Raw genomic sequence first — 17,210 nt, forward strand, 5'->3', positions numbered from 1 at the left:
CGAAAGGGGCTGTCTGAATGAACAAACGACGTGTGGTCGTCACCGGCATGGGGGCAATTACCCCCCTGGGCGGGACGGCCGGGGACTCCTGGGCCGCCGCCAAAGCGGGCGTGTGCGGCATCGGGCCCATCACCCTCTACGATCCCTCGGCCATGAAGGTCAAGCTGGCCGGCGAGGTGCGGGATTTTGACCCGGAGCGCTATATGGAGCACCGGGAGGCCCGGCGCATGGACCGCTTCACCCAGTTTGCCATGGCGGCCGCCGCCCAGGCGGTGGAGCAGAGCGGCCTGGATATGGAGCGGGAGGACCCCGCCCGCTGCGGCGTGATGGTCTCCAGCGGCATCGGCGGCATGAACACCATCCAGTCCGAGTGCGCCAGGGGGGCGGCCAAGGGCTATGACCGCATCTCCCCCTTCTTTATCCCCATGATCATTCCCAACATGGCGGCGGGACAGATCGCCATCAAATACGGCTTTCAGGGCATGTGCGTGTGCCCGGTGGCGGCCTGCGCCGGCGGCGGCAACGCCGTGGGCGACGCCTTCCGTCACATCCGGGACGGCTATGCCGAGGTGATGCTGTGCGGCGGCGCCGAGGCCGCCGTGGCTGAGATGGGGGTGGGGGGCTTCACCGCCCTCAAGGCCCTGACCACCTGCGCCGATGTGGAACGGGCCTCCATTCCCTTTGACGCGGAGCGCTCCGGCTTTGTCATCGGCGAGGGGGCCGGCATCCTGCTGTTGGAGGAATACGAACACGCGAAGGCCCGGGGCGCGGTCATCCTGGGCGAAATAGCGGGCTACGGCGCCAACTCCGACGCCCACCACATTACCGCCCCCGCTCCCGGCGGCGCCGGCGGCGCGGCCTGCATGCGCCTGGCCCTCTCCGACGCGGGTGTCAATCCGGAAGAGGTGGACTACATCAACGCCCACGGCACCTCCACCCACATGAACGACGTGTGCGAGACCCAGGCGGTCAAGGCCGCCTTCGGCCCCCATGCCCACACGCTGATGATGAGCTCCACCAAGTCCATGACCGGCCACCTGCTGGGGGCCAGCGGCGCGGTGGAGGCCATCTTCTCGGTGCTGGCCCTGCGGGACCAGTTCGTCCCCCCCACCATCCACTACGCCGTACCCGACCCGGAGTGCGACCTGGACGTGGTACCCAACACCGGCCGCGAGGCCCGGCTGCGCTATGTCCTCTCCAACTCGCTGGGTTTCGGCGGGCACAATACCAGCCTCATTTTCAGGCATTGGGAGGGATAAAGCATGGAGCTGAACATCGAACAGATCATGGAGATCCTGCCCCACCGGCCGCCCTTCCTGCTCATCGACCGCATCACTGACTGTCAGCCCGGCCATTCGGCCGCCGGCATCAAATGCGTCACCATGAACGAGCCCTTCTTCACCGGCCACTTTCCCGGCAGGCCCATCATGCCCGGCGCCCTTATCATCGAGGCCCTGGCCCAGACCGGCGCGGTGGCCGCCCTCAGCCTGCCCGAAAACAAGGGCAAGCTGGCCATTTTCGGCGGCATCAAAAACGCCCGCTTCAAGCACCCGGTGACTCCGGGGGACGTGCTGGAGCTCTCCTGTGAGCTCATTGAGCAGCGGGGCCCCGTGGGGTATGGAAAGGCCGTGGCCCGGGTGGGCGGGAAGATTGCCGCCCAGGGGGAGCTCACCTTCGTCATTCAGTAGTCCGGTTGCTCCCGCGGCCAAAATCTGCTACAATAATGTCTGCTGAATAAACTGCAGCGGGAGGGATCTTATGCTGGACCAGGCCTTTGACAGCGTGTATACCAAATTCAAGCTTCACTTCTACCGGGCGGTCTTTTCCCGGTTCCAGAAGCGGGAGGCCAGCCTCACCACGGTGGAGACCTTCTGTATGGAGATCATCATGGCCCTGGGCCGCCCCACCATCAATGAGTTCGCCCGCTTTGTGAACATCTCCCCGCCCAACGCAGCCTACAAGGTGAACAGCCTCATCCAGAAGGGCTATGTCCGCAAGGAGCAGTCCCCCGAGGACAAGCGGGAGTACCATCTGGAGGTCACCCAGAAATATATCGACTACTATAATATCAGCTATGGCTACCTGACCACGGTGATGGACCGGATCAAAAACCGGTTCCCCGAAGAGGACGTGGACCGGCTGGAGCAGATGCTGCGCGTCATCTCCTCCGAGCTGATGCCTGAGATCTCCCTCCCCGCCCACGCGGAGCAGTCCCGCTGACCATCCCGCCGGAGGTCCCCTTTTTTGGGGGCCTCCGGTCTTTTTACCGCACCGACCCTCCCGGCACAGCATATGGTGGAATGAATGAAATCAGCGAAACGGAGGGTCTTTTATGGCTGATAACCCACAGGTCCGGTTTTATCTGGGGGCCAACTCCCCCTCGGGCTTTTATTCTCTTTATGACCAGCTCATCGATCCCGCCCAGGCCGAAGACTATTTCCTCATCAAGGGCGGGCCGGGCTGCGGCAAATCCACCCTGATGCGCCGGGTGGGCCGTGCCATGGAGGAGCACGGGCTGGAGGTGGAGTACATCCAGTGCTCCGGCGACCCGGACTCCCTGGACGCGGTGGCCGTCCCCGCTCTCAGGTCCGCCCTGGTGGACGCCACCGCGCCCCACGTCATCGAGTCCAAATATCCCGGCGTCACCGAGCGGTATCTCAACCTGGGCGAGTGTTACGACACTCCCGCTCTCAAAGAGATCAAAGACCAGATCATCGGCTGCATGAAGGGCTATCAGGGCTGCTATGCCCGGGCCACCCGCTGCCTCTCAGCCGCCGCCGAGATCGACGGGGACTGCCGCACCCTTCTCCTTACCCCGGCACTGGAGGAGAAGCTGGCCAAGCGGGCCCGGGGCATCCTGTCCCGGGAGTGCAGGCGGACCGGCGGCGGGCCGGGGAAAGCCGTCCAGCGCTTTCTGGACGCGGTCACCTGCCAGGGTGTGCTGTGCAATTTCGACACCGCGGAGGCCCTGTGCAAGCGCATCTACGAGCTGTGTGACACCTACGGCCTGGCCCATACCCTCCTCACCCACCTGGCGGCCGGGGCCATGGCGGCGGGTTACGATGTGATCGTCTGTCCTGATCCCATGGCTCCCCAGCGGATGCGCCACCTGCTCATCCCCGCCCTCTCCCTGGGCTTTGTCTCCAGCAGCGGAGAACTGCCCTATACCGGCCGGCGGCCCTACCGCCGCCTGCGTCTGGACCCCATGACCGATCCGGAGCTGCTGCACCGGAACAAAGCCCGTCTGCGCTTCTCCCGCAAGGTATCCGCCGCCCTGGTGGGCGAGGCGGTGGAGTCCATGGCCCAGGCCAAGGCCATGCACGACGAGCTGGAGGCCCTCTACAATCCCCATGTGGATTTTGAACGGGTGAACGCCATCGCCGACCATATTGCGGAGGAACTGCTTTCCCATCTTTGAAATGGCCTCCTTTCTTCCCAATATTCTCCGTATCTCTCGTTCTAAGTTACAAATTTTTTCTTTAAAAAGGAAAAAACTTGTTTCAGTATTCCATCTTGTATTCCGTTCTTTACAGTGGTAAAACTTTATCATCACAGACAGAGACATGCTGCGAACGGGACAGACCGCAGGGAATTCTTCCTTTCAGAGAGCCGCCGGATGGTGTGAGACGGCAGGGACCCTCTGCGGCATCACCCTGGAGCTCCTCACCGAGGCTGCGGCGGTAGGCTGAGGCGGTATCCCACCGTTACCCGGGAGACGGCCTTACGGCCGGGAGCGGCCGCGGCAAAGCGCGGCAAGCAGAGTGGTACCACGGAAGAGTGATCTTTCGCCTCTGCAGTCCGGACAGACGGACTGCAGAGGCGTTTTTGCTGTGCAAAGCGCAGCAAAAACAGCCATGTGATCCCCCGGCACAGCAGGTACTGTTTGCAAATGGGAATAGAAATGAGGGAACACTATGAACGGAATCCTGATGATGATCATCGCGATCGTCGTCCTGGGCGGCGCCTATCTGCTTTACGGGCGCTACCTGGAGAGAAAATGGGGGATCTCCCCCGACGCCAAGACTCCCGCCTATGAGCTGGAGGACGGCGTGGACTATGTCCCCGCCGACACCAACGTGGTCTTCGGCCACCAGTTCGCCTCCATCGCCGGAGCCGGCCCCATCAACGGCCCCATCCAGGCCGCCATGTTCGGCTGGCTGCCCGTGCTGCTGTGGGTGCTGCTGGGCGGCGTGTTCTTCGGCGCGGTGCAGGACTTTGCCGCCATGTACGCCTCGGTGAAGAACAAGGGCCGCACCATCGGCTACATCATTGAGGAATACATCGGCAAGCTGGGCAAAAAGCTCTTCCTGCTCTTCTGCTGGCTCTTCTGCATCCTGGTGGTGGCCGCCTTTGCCGACGTGGTGGCCGGCACCTTCAACGGCTTTACCACCGACGCCAGCGGCGCCGTCACCCAGGTGGCTGCCAACGGCGCTGTGGCCACCACCTCCATGATCTTCATCGTGGAGGCCGTGGCCCTGGGCCTGCTGCTGCGGTACGGCCGCCTCAACAAGTGGCTCAACACCGTCATCGCCATCGGCCTGCTGGTGGCCGCTGTGGCGCTGGGCATGAACTTCCCCGTTTTCGTGGGCCGCGGCACCTGGCACATTATCATCTTCCTCTATGTCATGGTCGCCTGCGTGGTCCCGGTGTGGGCCCTGCTCCAGCCCCGTGACTACCTGAACAGCTACCTGCTGGTCTTTATGATCCTGGCCGCCATCGTGGGCGTGTTCGTGGCCAACCCGGCGTGCAACCTGCCCGCCTTCACCGGGTTCAATGTGGACGGCCAGTATCTCTTCCCCATCCTCTTCGTCACCATCGCCTGCGGCGCCGTGTCCGGTTTCCACTCCCTGGTCTCCTCCGGCACCGCCTCCAAGCAGATCAAGAGCGAGAAGAGCATGCTACCCGTGTCCTACGGCGCCATGCTGATGGAGAGCATGCTGGCTGTACTGGCCCTCATCGCCGTGGCCTCCTTCGGCCAGGGCGAGGCCGCCGCCCTGGGCCTCAAGACCCAGCCTCAGATCTTTGCCGGCGCCATCGCCAACTTCCTGGTGGCCACTGGCCTGCCCTATCAGTTGGTGTTCACCCTGATCAACCTGGCGGTCTCCGCCTTCGCCCTCACCTCTCTGGACTCGGTGGCCCGCATCGGCCGCCTGTCCTTCCAGGAGTTCTTTGTGGACGACGACACCGATCTGGAGCATGCCGGTCCCGTCCTCAAGCTGGTCACCAACAAGTACTTCGCCACCGGCCTGACCCTGGTGCTGGCTTACCTGCTGGCCAAGGTGGGCTACGCGGAGATCTGGCCTCTCTTCGGCTCCGCCAACCAGCTTCTCTCTGTGCTGGCGCTGGTGGCCTGCGCCGTATTCCTGAAGAAGACCAACCGCCAGGGCGCCATGCTCTGGTTCCCCATGGGCTTCATGATGGCCGTCACCTTTACCGCTCTGAGCATGACCATCTACAAGCTGGGTAAGGCCTTCCTCACCACCGGCCTGACCCTCGGCACCACCCTGCAGCTCATCTTTGCCGTGCTGCTGCTCATCCTGGGCGTCCTGGTGGCCATCCAGGGTATCCATAAGCTGACCGAGCGCAGCCCCAAGAAGGCCGCGCAGGCCTGATCCCCGTCCCATCCGCGCATGCAAAAGAGGCTCCATCCTTCCGGATGGAGCCTCTTTTTTCGTCCGATTCAGTCCAGCGCCCCCAGCAGCAGGGCGCACAGGGCAGTGCGCTGCCGGATGGAGGGGATGGACACCTTTTCCTCTGTGGTGTGGATGCCCTCCGCCATGGCGGAGAGGGCGTCCACCGTAGGTACGCCGAAGGTGCTGAGGTAGGCAGCGTCGGTGGCGCTGGGGTCGGAGATCTCCAGCGGTTCCAGCCCCATGGCCCGGGCGGCCGCCGCCGCGTACTCCCAGGCCCGATGGTTGGCCGGGCTCTCCTCCATGGCGGGGAAAAGGGTGCGGTAAGTCACCCGCACGGTGCAGCCCTCCACCGTCACCTGCTCCGCCATACCGTCCAGTTTGGCCCGGATGGCGGGGAAATCGGCGTTGGCGGGGATCCCGGCGCAGCAGAACTCCCCCCGGGCCTCTCCGGCCACCACGCCGTTGGGCCGTCCCCCCGAGATGGGGGCCACATTGAAACAGATCCCCCGCTCCTCGTCGTTGAAGGAGTAGAGCCGGATGATCTGATGGGCCAGCTCCAGCACGGCGCTGCGCCCCTCCCGGTAGGCCTTTCCGGCGTGGGCCTCCCGGCCGGTCACGTCAATGGCCCCCAGGATGACCCCCCGGCGGGCGGTGACGAAGGCGGGATGCCCCTCCCGCTCCCGGCCTCCCTCAAAGACCAGGGCCAGATTTGCCCCCTCCGCCTCCCGCCGGTAGACCCTGCTGCCCGACTGTGAGCCGGTCTCCTCGTCACAGGTCAGGCAGTACACCAGCTCCCAGGGCGGCAGCAGCCCGGCCTCCTTCAAAATCAGCGCCCCGAACAGGGAGATGAGCACGCCGCTCTTGCAGTCCCCAGCTCCCAGGCCGTGGGCCCAATCCCCCTCCATATGAAAGGGGAAGCGGGCCGCAAAGCCCGGGCCGAACACCGTATCCAGATGGGCGGAGAGCAGGACTTTACCCTTGGATGCCCCCGCAGGCCGCACCCGGGCCACCAGATGGGTCCCCAGGCCGGGTTCTGTAATCTCCTCCACCTGGGCGCCCAGCTCATGGAGCACCGGGCGCAGCAGCTCGATGACCTGCCGGTTCCCCGCCTCGTTCCCGGTGCCGCAGTCCACCGAGCACAGCCGCTCCAGCAGCTCCAGCATCCGGGGCAGGACCCGTTCCGCTCCCGCCAGGGCGGCGGCGCACAGGCTCTCACGCTTTTCCACGGCTTACTCCCCCAGCAGGTCCACCATGACCTCCGCAGGGTCGAAGGTGGTCTCGATCATGCCGGTCTCATAGAGCCAGTCGATGTTCTCCTGCCACACCGCCGCGTCCTGGGACAGGAAGGGGGTGCCCTCCTTCTCCATAATGGGGAGGAGCACGTCAAAGCTCTTCCGCTCCACCGACTCGGTAAGGGGGAAGTTCTCAGCGTTCTGGTTCTCCATCATCAGCTTGAGACTGCCCTCCGGGTCATTTTTCATGTCCTGGAAGCCCTTTTCACAGGCCCGCAGGAAGCGGGTATACTTGTCCCGGTTCTGCTCCAGCTGCTTTTCTCCGGTGACCAGCATCAGGGCGTAGTAATTGGGTACGCCGTAGTCGGGCAGCTCCATATAGTCCATCTCAAAGCCCTGTTCCTCCAGGGCGGGGATCTCGTGGTTGACAAAACAGCCGAAGGTGGCGTCCACGTTGCCGGTGGTCATGGAGCTCATCAGGTCAAAGCCCACATCGATCATGGTCACGTCGTCCAATGTGGCCCCCGCGCCTTTCAGCAGCTCCGCCACCGCCACCTCGGCAAACTTGGTGCCGGAGTAGCCGATGGTCTTGCCCACCAGGTCGGCGGGAGTGGTGATGCCCTTCTCCTTCAGGGCGGCCACGATGCTGATAGGCTGCTGGACCACCGAGCCAAGGACCTTCACCGGTACATTCTCATTGGCCTTGGCAATAATGGTGTCCTCCTGGTAATAAAAGCCGATGTCCGCCTTGCCCGCCGCAGGCATGGTCAGAGGGTCGCTGGCGTTGGAGGGGAAGAGAATGTTGACCTGCAGGCCCTCGTCGGCAAAATATCCCTTATCCATAGCCTGGTACACAAAGGCGTGGACCGCGTTGGGATACCAGTCCAGCACCACGTCCACCGTCTCCAGCTTCTTCTCTTCCGGCCCGGAGGAGGAGCCGGAGCAGCCCGCCGCCGTCAGCAGCAGTGCGGCAGCCAGAAAGAGCGTCAATTTCCGTTTCATATCATGTTCTCCTTTCCGTGATGGGGCGGCGCTCCCGCCGCCCTAGCCCCGCCAGCGGACCAGCCTGCGCTCCAGCAGCTCCACCGCCGCCACCAGCAGCATGGCCGCCGCCGACAGGAGCACGATGGGGGCGAACACCCCCGCGCCGTCCAGCTGGGTCATCATCCGCCGGGAGAAGTAGCCCAGGCCGCTCTGGGCCCCCAGCCACTCGCCGATGGCGGCGCCGATGATGCTCATGGGGATGGCCATCTTGATGGCCGAGAAAAAGTAGGGCAGGGCGCAGGGGGCCTTGACCTTCCAAAACACGGTCCAGCGGCCGGCCCCGTAGGTCTCCAGCAGCTCGGCCATCTCCCCGTTGGCCGAGCGCAGGCCGTCATACACCGTGATGGTGACGGGGAAAAAGGTGATGAGCACCGTCACCAGCACCTTGCTCCAGATGCCGTAGCCGAACCAGAGCACGAAGAGCGGCGCAATGGCGGTGGTGGGGATGGTCTGGGAGGCCACCACCACCGGGTAGAGCATCTTCTGGATCAGGGCGCTGCGGTCCATGGCCACCGCCAGTGCCAGGCCCAGCCCCACCGAGATGGCAAGGCCGATGGCGGTGACCTCCATGGTGGCGGGCAGGTGGACGGTGAAGAGGGGCCCCCGCAGCTCCCACAGCTTCTGCACGATCTGCGCGGGGGTGGGCAGGATATAGGCCGCGTCCAGCTCCATGGCCCCCAGCTGCCACAGCATCAGCAGGGCGAAGAGGAACACCAGGGCAGGCAGATTCCCTTTACAGGCTCGTTTCATGGCTGCACCTGCTTTCTCAGCGTGGCGATGAGGGACTCCTTCAGCCCGGCCAGCTCGGGCCGGGCCAGGCAGGACCGGTCCCGTGGGAAGGGCGCAGGCACGGGGACTTCCTCCAGCCGCCGGATGGGGGTCTCCGCCGCCACCAGCACGCTGGAGGAGAGGAACACCGCCTCCTCCACGTCGTGGGTGATGAAGAGAATGGTCTTTTTATGCCGCTGCCACTGCTCCAGCAGCCACTCCTGCATGGAGATGCGGGTGAGGAAGTCCAGGGCGGAGAAGGGCTCGTCCAGCAGCAGCAGGTCGCTGCCGGTGAGCATGGTGCGGGCAAAGGCCGCCCGCTGCCGCATACCGCCCGAGAGCTCCTGGGGCATCTTTCCGGCGCACCCGGCCAGGCCCACATCGCCCAGGGCCTCCTCCACCCGGTCCCGGCGCTCCGCCCGGGTCAGCCCCCCGGCAATCTCCAGGGGCAGTCCCACGTTCTCCCCCACCGTGCGCCAGGGAAAGAGCAGGTCCTTCTGGGGCATATAGCCGCAGTAGCGCTTCTGCTCCCCGATGGGCTTTCCTCCCACCAGGATCTCCCCGGCCTTGGGCTTGAGCAGACCGTTGGTCATGCGGAAGATGGTGCTCTTGCCGCAGCCGCTGACGCCGATGATGCAGTGGAAGGATCCCGGCTCCACCCGGAAGGAGAGCCGGTCGATGATGTCAAAATCCTCAGAGGGATATTGATAGGAGACCGATCGGAATTCCAGCATCTCAGTACTCCTGCTTCCAGGCCATGTCCCAGAAGCCCAGCTCATACCGGCTGCAGGCCACAAAGATATCCTCCAGCCGCCGGTACTCCGCCTCGGAACAGCCCCGGGCCAGTTCATCCATCAGCTTCACCAGGGCGCCGTTGGTGGCCTGATATTCCGCTCCGGCATAGCCGCGCACCCACTCGCCATAGAAGGAGTGGTCCGGAGAGGCGGGATACCGCTCCGCCAGCCGGGCGCCGATCTCGGCATAACTCCAGGAGCAGGAGAGGATGGCGGCGATGATCTCGGCCGGGCCGCCGGCGGCGGCCACTGAGAGCATATAGTTGGTGTAGGACAGATTGGCCAGGGCGGGCTTCACCGCAAAGACCTGCTCCTCGGTAATGCCCAGCCGGGCCATATAGGCCCGGTGGATCTTCATCTCGCCCCCCAGGATGCTGTCCACATTGGCCGAGAAGGTGCGCATCAGCTCCGGGTCCCGGGCCTTGATGACCCCCCAGGCGAACACCCGGGCGTAATCGAAGAGGTACAGGTAATCCTGGAGCAGGAAAAAGCGGAACTTCTCCACATCCAGGGTGCCGTCCCCCATCCCCCTGACGAAGGGGTGGTCGTGGCATTTCTGCCAGATGGGACGGGCGGCCTCGTAGAGGCGCTCTGTCACGGTCATCGGGCCTTCCTCCAATCTGAAATGGTCTCGTCGGCCAGGGCGGATATCCGCCCCCAGTCTTTGTCATAGGCCGGCTCGTAAATACCGACGGTATAATACCCTGCCTGCTTTGCGGTCTGTACTGCATAAAGGGCGTCCTCAAAGACGGCAATCTCCGCCGGAGGGGCCCCCAGCCGCTCCGCGGCCAGGTGGTAGATGTCGGGGCGGGTCTTGCCCACGCCGATGGTCTCGCAGCTCAGGATGAAGTCAAAGCAGCCGTCCACCCCCAGCCGGGAGAGGCAGGCGTGGGACAGGGGCTCGGCGGTGGCGGTGGCCACGCACATGCGCACCCCCCGCTCCCGCAGCTCCTCCAGATATTCCTTTACCCCCGGCTTCAGGGGCACGTCGTTCCGGTAATGGCTGTCCATCACGGCGTGCATCTCGTCCACAATGCGCTGGGCCGGACCAGCAATGCCGAAGGTCTCCATAAAATAGGCGGCGCTCTCCAGCATGGTCATGGGGCCGATGGGCTCCAGCTGCTCCGCCGTGGCGCGCACCCCCAGCCCGGCCAGATAATCCCGGCCCAGGGCCTTCCAGTAGCCCATGGAGTCCACCAGGGTGCCGTCCATGTCAAAGATGGCGTACCGCTTATCCATGGGAGGCCACCATCTCCCGGGAGAGGGCCAGCAGCTTCCGGGTGGCCTCCCCCACGTCCTTCTGGGCGAAGATGGCGGAGACCACGGCCACGCCGTCCACCCCACTGCCTTTGAGCTCCAGAATGTTCCCGGCGCTGATGCCGCCGATGGCCACCACCGGGATGGTCACCGCGTCGCAGATGGCCCGGAGCTGGGGCACGCTCAGGCATTTGGCGTCCTTCTTGGTGGTGGTGCCGAACACCGCCCCCACGCCGATATAGTCGGCCCCGGCCCGCTCCGCCGCCAGGGCGGTCTCCACCGTGTTGGCCGAGATGCCCAGGATCTTGTCCGGACCGATCATGGCCCGCACGTCCTTGCCCACGATGTCGGACTGGCCCACATGGACCCCGTCAGCCCCGATCTCCAGGGCAATCCCGATATCGTCGTTGACCACAAAGGGCACATGGTACTCTTCGGCCAGCGCCTTCAGCGCCCGGGCCTCGGCGAGAAAGGAATCGCGGCAGAGCTCCTTCTCCCGGATCTGGAGGAAGGTGGCCCCGTTTTTCAGCACCGTCTCCACCTCCTGGGCCAGGGTGTGCTCCCCCAGCCAGGTGCGGTCAGTGACGGCGTACAGCAGCATGGACTGCCGGATCTCATCCCTGGTAAATCTCATAGCGTACTCCTTGTATCAGTTGTGTCTCGGTCAGGTTAAAGACCGCGTCGATCAGATCGTTGCGGAAGGTGGCGTTGCCGGTGCCGTTTTGAAGGCGGCGGACCTCAGCCGCCTCTCCCGCCACGCCCATGGCAGCCATGGCGGCGGCCGCCGCGGCCAGGGGCCGGCCGGGACTGGCGGCGCAGAAGGCCCCGGTGAGGGCGGTGAGCATACAGCCGCTGCCGGTGATGCGGGCCATGGTGGGACAGCCGCCCCGCAGGAGGATGGTCTCTTCCCCGTCAGTGACGATGTCCACCGCGCCGGACACCGCCGCCACCGTGCCGGTGCGCCGGGCCAATCCCCGGGCCAGCTCCACCGTCCGGGACAGATTTTCTTCGGTCACCGCGTCGGCGGCGCTGACGTCCACCCCGCTGCCGCCGCTCCCGCCGCCGGCCAGTGCCTTGATCTCGGAGGCATTGCCCCGGATGACGGCAAAGCGCAGGTCGGAGAGCAGCCGGGCCGAGGCCTCCCGCCGCAGGGTGGTGACGCCGGCGGCCACCGGGTCCAGCACCACAGGTATGCCCAGCTCATTGGCCTTTTTCCCGGCCAGAAGCATGGCCTCTACGTCCCCGATGGCCCCCAGGTTGCACACCAGGGCGTTCACACCGGCCACTGCTTCCTCCACCTCCCGGATGTCGTGGGCCATGGTGGGGGAGCCGCCGGCGGCCAGAATGATGTTGGCGCAGTCGTTGACAGTGACGAAATTGGTGATGCACTGCACCAGGGGCGCGGTATCCCGCACCGCCCGGAGGCAGGCGGCAAAATCGGTCTCTCGCATGGCCGGCCTCTTACCGGTTGAGCTGGTCCAGCATCCGGTCCAGGGTGCCGGAGCGCTTGAGGATCAGGATCACCGCGCAGCCCAGCAGACCGCCCATCAGGGAGGAGGGGGTGTAAGCCGGGATATAGAAGAAGGGGGAGTGCTTGGGCAGGCCGTAGAACATGCGCATCAGGGGATAGGCCACCATGGCGCTGATGAAGCCGGTGCCGATGACCTCGCCGATAAGGGCGGCCCACAGCTTTTTGGTCTTCTGGTAGAGCAGGCCGGAGAGGAAGGCGCCGAAGATGGCGCCCACCACCGCCTGGATGGTACGGCCGGTCATCATGCGCATCAGTCCGGTGAGCAGGGCGGCGGCAAAGCCGTACCAGGGCCCCAGGAACACGGCGCCGATCACGTTGCAGAAGTGCTGGAAGGGCGCCATGGAGGGGAAGTACACGAAGGTGGAGAGCACGAAGCCCAGGCAGGCCAGCATGGCGGTGAGCACCATCTTGCGCACGGAGAGGGTCCCCCGGACCACAGCAGTTTTACTTGCAGTAGATTTCATAGTAAACATTCCTTTCCGTTGTTATGATTTCTGGTATTTCGCGGTCTTATCGTCGATGGTCCACACGCCGCCGGGCTTGTAGCTGATCTTCACATAGCTCATGACGCTGGGGGCCCCCGCCCGGATGCAGATGCGCTGGCACTCCTTCACGATGTCCATGAGGGCGTCCAGTTCCCCCTCCAGAGTGGTCTCAAAGGGGCCCACCACATAGTGTAACCCGGTGGAGGCAATATAGGCGATGACCTCGTCCACGATGCGGCGGGTCTCCTCCTGCTCCAGCACCTTGGGCAGGACCTGAATGGCAACGCTGGCGTCCATCACTGCACCGCGCCCCCTTCCGGCACGGCGTAGTTGTGCTTGAGGGGGCCGCTGCCCGCGCCCAGGTCCAGCCCGGCCTCCATGGCGGCGGTGATGTAGGCCTTGGCCTTCCCCACCGCCGTGGGCAGATCGCAGCCCAGGGCCAGGAAGGAGGCGATGGCGGAGGACAGGGTGCAGCCCGAGCCGTGGTTGTTGGGGTTGTCCACCCGGGGAGAGCGGTACCAGTGGGCCTGTCCGTCCAGCCACAGCAGGTCGTCCGCCGTGTCGGTCAGGTGGCCGCCCTTGATGAGCACGCCGCCGGCCACCGAAGGGGCGATGGCCCGGGCCGCCCGGAGCATGTCCTCCTCCCCCTCGATGGCAAAGCCGCACAGCCGCTCCGCCTCCGGGATATTGGGGGTGATGACGGCGGCCAGGGGGAAGAGCTCCCCGGTCAGCGCGGCGACGGCGCCCTCCTGCATCAGGCTGCTGCCGCTGGTGGCCACCATAACGGGGTCCACCACCACATGCCGGGCCTTGTACTCCCGCAGCTTGGCGGCGATGGCCCGGATGATATCCCCGTTGGACACCATGCCGATCTTCACCGCGTCGGGCCGGATGTCCTGAAAGATGCAGTCCAGCTGGAGGGAGACAAAGTCCGGCGTGGCCTCCATCACGCCGTAGACGCCGGTGGTGTTCTGGGCGGTGAGGGCGGTGATGGCGCTCATGCCGTACACCCCCAGGCAGGTCATGGTCTTGAGATCGGCCTGAATGCCGGCCCCGCCGCTGGAGTCGCTGCCCGCGATGGTAAGTACCTTCTTCATATCATCAGTCCTTTCCAAAAATCCGATGCGGTAAATGAAAAAGCGGGACGTCCCTTCCGGGACGTCCCGCCTCAAGCGTCGTCAGAATCCGTTTCCTCCATGCGGAGGAGACTCCGCACGTTACTCTGTGCCGCGTCCCTACGTTGGCATTACCCACATCAGGTAAGGTCGAGGGACTCGCCCCTCCTCTCAGCCTCCTCGCGGAAGCTCCCTTGCGGTTTTTATTGTAGGACAAACCTTTGTCCCTGTCAAGAAAAAAAGAGGCATGCCGCGGGCATGCCTCCTTTGGTGCCGGGACCATCTGCCGGGCACTTACAGTCCCAGCAGGTCCTTCAACATCCGGATAAAATGAAATTTCTGCTCATATCCCACGACAAAGATGATGAGCACGATGACGGGCAGGATCCAGGTGAAGTAGAACCGCAGGCTCGCCGGGAATTTGATGCCCTCGCCGGTGTCAGCCTCCTTCAGGAACTTGCGGTAGCCCCAGCCAAAGCGCTCCGGCGTCACGCAGAAGAGCAGGTAGAGCAGTGAGCCCAGGGGCAGCAGGTTGTTGGAGACGATGAAATCCTCCACGTCCAGCACGCCGCCCACCATGGGCACCTGGAGCCCGGAGAGCACATTGAAGCCCAGCAGGCAGGGCAGGCTGAGCAGGAAGATGAGCACGGTGTTCACGGCCACCGCCTTGTTCCGGCTCCAGCCCCACTTGTCCATACAGCAGGAGAGGATGTTCTCAAACACGGCAATGACGGTGGACATGGCCGCGAAGGACATGAACACGAAGAACAGCGCGCCCCACAGCCGGCCGCCGGGCATGGCGTTGAAAATATTGGGCAGGGTGATGAAGATCAGGCTGGGGCCCGCGTCGGGCTGCACGCCGAAGGCGAATGCGGAGGGGAAGATAATCAGGCCCGCCACAAAGGCCACGCCGGTGTCCAGCAGCGTTACGTTGATGGCTTCACCCATCAGACGGCGCTCCTTGCCGATGTAGCTGCCAAAGATGGCCATGGCGCCAATGCCCAGGCTCAGAGTGAAGAAGGCCTGGCCCATGGCGGCAAACACTGTCTCGCCCAGGATAAAGTCCCCCTGGGCGTTATGAACGAGATTGCCGAAGTCGGGTTTCAGGTAAAACTCCAGGCCTGCCCCGGCGCCGGGCAGAGTCACCGCCCGGACGGCCAGCACCACCATCAGCACCAGCAGGCAGAGCATCATGGATTTGTTGACCTTCTCCACGCCGTTCTGCAATCCCCGGCTGCACACCAGCATGCCCAGGGCCACTACCAGGCCCATAAACAGGATCTGGATGCCGGGGTCGGCCGTCATATCCCCAAAGATCTGCGCCACGCCGGCGGCGTCATGGCCCACAAAGTCGCCCTTGGCCATCTTGATGAAATACAGGAGCAGCCAGCCGGCAATGGTGGTGTAGAACATCATCAGCAGGTAATTGCCCGCCATGCCGAACCAGCCGTACCAGTGCCATCTGGTCCCTTTGGGCTCCAGCTCCTGAAAAGAGCAGACCACGCTCTTCCGGCTGGCCCGGCCCACGGCAAATTCCATGACCATGATGGGCAGGCCCATGATGAACAGGAAAAACAGGTACACCAGAACGAAGGCCGCGCCTCCATACTGTCCCACGATATACGGAAAACGCCACACGTTCCCCAATCCGATGGCGCACCCGGCCGATATGAGCACAAAGCCCAGCCGGGAGGCAAAGGTTTCTCTCTCCTTCACAGGCGGTATTCCTCCTCACATTTCCTCAGGGGTGCGGCGCTCTCTCCCGCCGCATTCCGAACATATGGTGACATTTTACCTGTTTTCCCCCCTATTGTCAACGAAATCAGGCGTTCCGCCCCCGCCGGTTTGACATTTGGGCTCTGTTCCGATAGAATAGTTTCTACTTGGAAAAAGGTGGTGCGTTTTGTGGCCTTCCTCTCCGCCCGCTATCTGCTGTTCTTCCCGCTGGTGACAATTCTGTACTACCTGGCGCCCGGCCGGGCCAAGGCCCCCCTTCTGCTTGCGGCCAGCTGGGTCTTTTACCTGTGCACCGGGCCCCGGTATTTCCCCTTCCTGCTGGCTGTGATCCTGATCTCCTACGCCGCCGGGCTGCTCATGGAGCGCCGGCACAAAAAGGCGGTGCTGGCTGTCTCCCTGATTCTGTGCATCGGGATACTCTTCGTCTTCAAGTACTTAAATTTTGCCCTGGAGCTGCTCTCCGCCGCCCTGGCCGCCGCCGGGCTGTCCTTCTCCTCTCCGGCGCTGGAGCTGCTGCTGCCGGCGGGCATCTCCTTCTACCTCTTTCAGGCCATGGGCTATCTGATGGACGTATACCGCGGCAAGGAACAGGCCCAGCGCTCCTTTATCCGCTATGCCCTGTTTCTCTCCTTCTTCCCCAGCCTGCTCTCCGGGCCCATCGCCCGCTCGCCCCAGCTCATGCCCCAGCTGGGGCGGCCCCGCCCCTTCTCCCGGGACGACCTGCGGGAGGGGCTCTTCCGCTTCCTGTGGGGCGCGTTCCAGAAGCTGGTGCTGGCCGACCGGCTGGCCGTTCTGGTGCGCACCGTGTTTGCCGCGCCGGAGTCCTTCGGCCGTCTGCAGATCCTCTCCGCCGCCGTGGCCTTTTCCCTCCAGATCTACTGCGACTTCGCCGCCTACTCCAACATGGCCATCGGCTCTGCACGGGCCATGGGCTTCACCCTGACGGAGAATTTCCGCACCCCCTATTTCTCCCGCTCCATTCAGGAATTCTGGCGGCGGTGGCATATCTCCCTGTCCTCCTGGTTCCGGGACTATCTGTACATCCCCCTGGGGGGCTCCCGCCGGGGGACTGCCCGAAAGTATCTGAACGTGCTCATCGTCTTTGCCGTCAGCGGCCTGTGGCACGGCGCCGCCCTCACCTTCGTGGTCTGGGGGCTGCTCAACGGGCTCTATCAGGTGGCCGGCGCGGTCACCGCTCCCCTCCGTGCCCGGGTGCGGCGGTTCTTCCGTCTTTCGGACGACGGTCTGCCCACCGTGCTGCTTCAGACCGGGATCACCTTTCTTCTGACCACCGCCGCCTGGGTCTTTTTCCAGGCCGGCAGCCTTTCCACCGCATGCAGCATGTTTGCCGGGCTCTTTACCGGGCCGGTGTGGGTGTATACTTCCATGGGCCTGGACTGGAAGGAGCTGCTGGTGGCCGCTGCCGGGCTGCTGCTCCTGCTGGCCGCCGACCTCTTTTCTCTCCGCCAAGACCTGTGGGAGAGCTGGCGCACCTCCCCCCGGCCGGTACGCTGGTGCGCGGTGTGGGTCCTGCTGCTGGCCTCGGTGATCTTTGGCAGCTACGGGCCGGGCTATGACGCCCAGTCCTTCATCTATTTTCAGTTTTAGGAGGTG

At 64.2% G+C, this 17,210-nt stretch carries 19 protein-coding genes and 1 riboswitch; of the genes, 7 read left to right on the forward strand and 12 right to left on the reverse strand.

Going from position 1 to position 17,210, the window contains the following annotated elements; translation table 11 throughout:
* The first annotated feature begins 17 nt into the window (after positions 1-17).
* The 6 genes from fabF (at position 18) to ACTNBZ_RS04520 (ending at position 5,612) form a co-directional block, all read left to right on the forward strand.
* Complete coding sequence (gene fabF / locus ACTNBZ_RS04495; protein ID WP_441208501.1) at positions 18-1,259, forward strand: beta-ketoacyl-ACP synthase II; 1,242 nt, start codon at positions 18-20, stop codon at positions 1,257-1,259.
* A 3-nt stretch (positions 1,260-1,262) separates the two neighbouring features.
* The gene (gene fabZ, locus ACTNBZ_RS04500) at positions 1,263-1,688 is read left to right on the forward strand and encodes a 3-hydroxyacyl-ACP dehydratase FabZ (protein ID WP_441208502.1); all 426 of its coding nucleotides are present in this window, start codon (positions 1,263-1,265) and stop codon (positions 1,686-1,688) included.
* 70 nt (positions 1,689-1,758) lie between these two features.
* On the forward strand, positions 1,759-2,220 hold the full coding sequence (locus tag ACTNBZ_RS04505) for a MarR family winged helix-turn-helix transcriptional regulator (RefSeq protein WP_441208503.1): 462 nt from the start codon (positions 1,759-1,761) through the stop codon (positions 2,218-2,220).
* Between the two features lie 112 nt (positions 2,221-2,332).
* Positions 2,333-3,418 (forward strand): hypothetical protein, encoded by a 1,086-nt coding sequence (locus ACTNBZ_RS04510; RefSeq protein ID WP_441208504.1) that lies wholly within the window; start codon positions 2,333-2,335, stop codon positions 3,416-3,418.
* A 145-nt stretch (positions 3,419-3,563) separates the two neighbouring features.
* Positions 3,564-3,689: a hypothetical protein gene (locus tag ACTNBZ_RS04515; protein ID WP_441208505.1), complete on the forward strand. Its 126-nt coding sequence runs from the start codon at positions 3,564-3,566 to the stop codon at positions 3,687-3,689.
* A gap of 225 nt (positions 3,690-3,914) precedes the next feature.
* Positions 3,915-5,612 (forward strand): carbon starvation CstA family protein, encoded by a 1,698-nt coding sequence (locus ACTNBZ_RS04520; protein ID WP_441208506.1) that lies wholly within the window; start codon positions 3,915-3,917, stop codon positions 5,610-5,612.
* A gap of 68 nt (positions 5,613-5,680) precedes the next feature.
* Here ACTNBZ_RS04520 and ACTNBZ_RS04525 read toward each other — a convergent pair whose 3' ends face one another.
* From ACTNBZ_RS04525 to ACTNBZ_RS04580, 12 genes are all read right to left on the reverse strand, one after another.
* A complete protein-coding gene (locus ACTNBZ_RS04525; RefSeq protein WP_441208507.1) occupies positions 5,681-6,859 on the reverse strand; it encodes a M20/M25/M40 family metallo-hydrolase in 1,179 nt (392 codons plus the stop codon).
* Between the two features lie 3 nt (positions 6,860-6,862).
* A complete protein-coding gene (locus ACTNBZ_RS04530; RefSeq protein WP_441208508.1) occupies positions 6,863-7,867 on the reverse strand; it encodes an ABC transporter substrate-binding protein in 1,005 nt (334 codons plus the stop codon).
* A 42-nt stretch (positions 7,868-7,909) separates the two neighbouring features.
* Positions 7,910-8,659, reverse strand: a complete 750-nt coding sequence (locus ACTNBZ_RS04535) for an ABC transporter permease (RefSeq protein ID WP_441208509.1) — start codon at positions 8,657-8,659, stop codon at positions 7,910-7,912.
* Positions 8,656-9,411 carry an ABC transporter ATP-binding protein gene (locus ACTNBZ_RS04540; RefSeq protein WP_441208510.1) on the reverse strand — a complete coding sequence of 252 codons (756 nt, stop codon included), beginning with the start codon at positions 9,409-9,411 and terminating at the stop codon, positions 8,656-8,658. Before ACTNBZ_RS04540 ends, ACTNBZ_RS04535 begins: the two co-directional genes overlap by 4 nt.
* Before the next feature lies 1 nt (position 9,412).
* Positions 9,413-10,075, reverse strand: a complete 663-nt coding sequence (tenA, locus tag ACTNBZ_RS04545) for a thiaminase II (RefSeq protein WP_441208511.1) — start codon at positions 10,073-10,075, stop codon at positions 9,413-9,415.
* Positions 10,072-10,710 carry an HAD family hydrolase gene (locus ACTNBZ_RS04550; RefSeq protein WP_441208512.1) on the reverse strand — a complete coding sequence of 213 codons (639 nt, stop codon included), beginning with the start codon at positions 10,708-10,710 and terminating at the stop codon, positions 10,072-10,074. The genes tenA and ACTNBZ_RS04550 overlap by 4 nt, the downstream gene beginning before the upstream one ends.
* Complete coding sequence (gene thiE, locus ACTNBZ_RS04555) at positions 10,703-11,362, reverse strand: thiamine phosphate synthase (protein WP_441208513.1); 660 nt, start codon at positions 11,360-11,362, stop codon at positions 10,703-10,705. Before thiE ends, ACTNBZ_RS04550 begins: the two co-directional genes overlap by 8 nt.
* Positions 11,343-12,179, reverse strand: a complete 837-nt coding sequence (gene thiM / locus ACTNBZ_RS04560) for a hydroxyethylthiazole kinase (protein ID WP_441208514.1) — start codon at positions 12,177-12,179, stop codon at positions 11,343-11,345. Before thiM ends, thiE begins: the two co-directional genes overlap by 20 nt.
* Before the next feature lie 10 nt (positions 12,180-12,189).
* Positions 12,190-12,723, reverse strand: coding sequence for an energy coupling factor transporter S component ThiW (thiW, locus tag ACTNBZ_RS04565; RefSeq protein ID WP_441208515.1), 534 nt, complete (start codon positions 12,721-12,723; stop codon positions 12,190-12,192).
* Positions 12,724-12,744: 21 nt separating this feature from the next.
* Entirely contained in the window at positions 12,745-13,041 is a 297-nt protein-coding gene (locus ACTNBZ_RS04570; RefSeq protein WP_441208516.1) for a thiamine-binding protein, read from the reverse strand.
* A complete protein-coding gene (thiD, locus tag ACTNBZ_RS04575; RefSeq protein ID WP_441208517.1) occupies positions 13,041-13,841 on the reverse strand; it encodes a bifunctional hydroxymethylpyrimidine kinase/phosphomethylpyrimidine kinase in 801 nt (266 codons plus the stop codon). The genes ACTNBZ_RS04570 and thiD overlap by 1 nt, the downstream gene beginning before the upstream one ends.
* Before the next feature lie 117 nt (positions 13,842-13,958).
* A riboswitch (TPP riboswitch) is annotated at positions 13,959-14,065 on the reverse strand.
* 88 nt (positions 14,066-14,153) lie between these two features.
* Positions 14,154-15,575 (reverse strand): sodium-dependent transporter, encoded by a 1,422-nt coding sequence (locus ACTNBZ_RS04580; RefSeq protein WP_441208518.1) that lies wholly within the window; start codon positions 15,573-15,575, stop codon positions 14,154-14,156.
* A 189-nt stretch (positions 15,576-15,764) separates the two neighbouring features.
* On the opposite strand from ACTNBZ_RS04580, the gene ACTNBZ_RS04585 reads away from it, so the two are divergent.
* Positions 15,765-17,204, forward strand: coding sequence for an MBOAT family O-acyltransferase (locus tag ACTNBZ_RS04585; RefSeq protein WP_441208519.1), 1,440 nt, complete (start codon positions 15,765-15,767; stop codon positions 17,202-17,204).
* Positions 17,205-17,210: the final 6 nt, after the last annotated feature.

This window comes from Pseudoflavonifractor sp. HCP28S3_F10 (genome assembly GCF_052065415.1).
GTDB lineage: Bacteria > Bacillota > Clostridia > Oscillospirales > Oscillospiraceae > Pseudoflavonifractor_A.

Bases quoted from the DNA above. Each gene is read 5' to 3' on its own strand.
- fabF (WP_441208501.1), top strand. From the start codon at position 18: ATGAACAAACGACGTGTGGTCGTCACCGGCATGGGGGCAATTACCCCC.
- thiW (WP_441208515.1), bottom strand. From the start codon at position 12,723: ATGAAATCTACTGCAAGTAAAACTGCTGTGGTCCGGGGGACCCTCTCC.
- ACTNBZ_RS04540 (WP_441208510.1), bottom strand. From the start codon at position 9,411: ATGCTGGAATTCCGATCGGTCTCCTATCAATATCCCTCTGAGGATTTT.
- thiM (WP_441208514.1), bottom strand. From the start codon at position 12,179: ATGCGAGAGACCGATTTTGCCGCCTGCCTCCGGGCGGTGCGGGATACC.
- ACTNBZ_RS04530 (WP_441208508.1), bottom strand. From the start codon at position 7,867: ATGAAACGGAAATTGACGCTCTTTCTGGCTGCCGCACTGCTGCTGACG.
- ACTNBZ_RS04550 (WP_441208512.1), bottom strand. From the start codon at position 10,710: ATGGATAAGCGGTACGCCATCTTTGACATGGACGGCACCCTGGTGGAC.
- thiD (WP_441208517.1), bottom strand. From the start codon at position 13,841: ATGAAGAAGGTACTTACCATCGCGGGCAGCGACTCCAGCGGCGGGGCC.
- ACTNBZ_RS04505 (WP_441208503.1), top strand. From the start codon at position 1,759: ATGCTGGACCAGGCCTTTGACAGCGTGTATACCAAATTCAAGCTTCAC.
- ACTNBZ_RS04510 (WP_441208504.1), top strand. From the start codon at position 2,333: ATGGCTGATAACCCACAGGTCCGGTTTTATCTGGGGGCCAACTCCCCC.
- thiE (WP_441208513.1), bottom strand. From the start codon at position 11,362: ATGAGATTTACCAGGGATGAGATCCGGCAGTCCATGCTGCTGTACGCC.
- ACTNBZ_RS04570 (WP_441208516.1), bottom strand. From the start codon at position 13,041: ATGGACGCCAGCGTTGCCATTCAGGTCCTGCCCAAGGTGCTGGAGCAG.
- ACTNBZ_RS04535 (WP_441208509.1), bottom strand. From the start codon at position 8,659: ATGAAACGAGCCTGTAAAGGGAATCTGCCTGCCCTGGTGTTCCTCTTC.
- fabZ (WP_441208502.1), top strand. From the start codon at position 1,263: ATGGAGCTGAACATCGAACAGATCATGGAGATCCTGCCCCACCGGCCG.
- ACTNBZ_RS04515 (WP_441208505.1), top strand. From the start codon at position 3,564: ATGCTGCGAACGGGACAGACCGCAGGGAATTCTTCCTTTCAGAGAGCC.
- tenA (WP_441208511.1), bottom strand. From the start codon at position 10,075: ATGACCGTGACAGAGCGCCTCTACGAGGCCGCCCGTCCCATCTGGCAG.
- ACTNBZ_RS04520 (WP_441208506.1), top strand. From the start codon at position 3,915: ATGAACGGAATCCTGATGATGATCATCGCGATCGTCGTCCTGGGCGGC.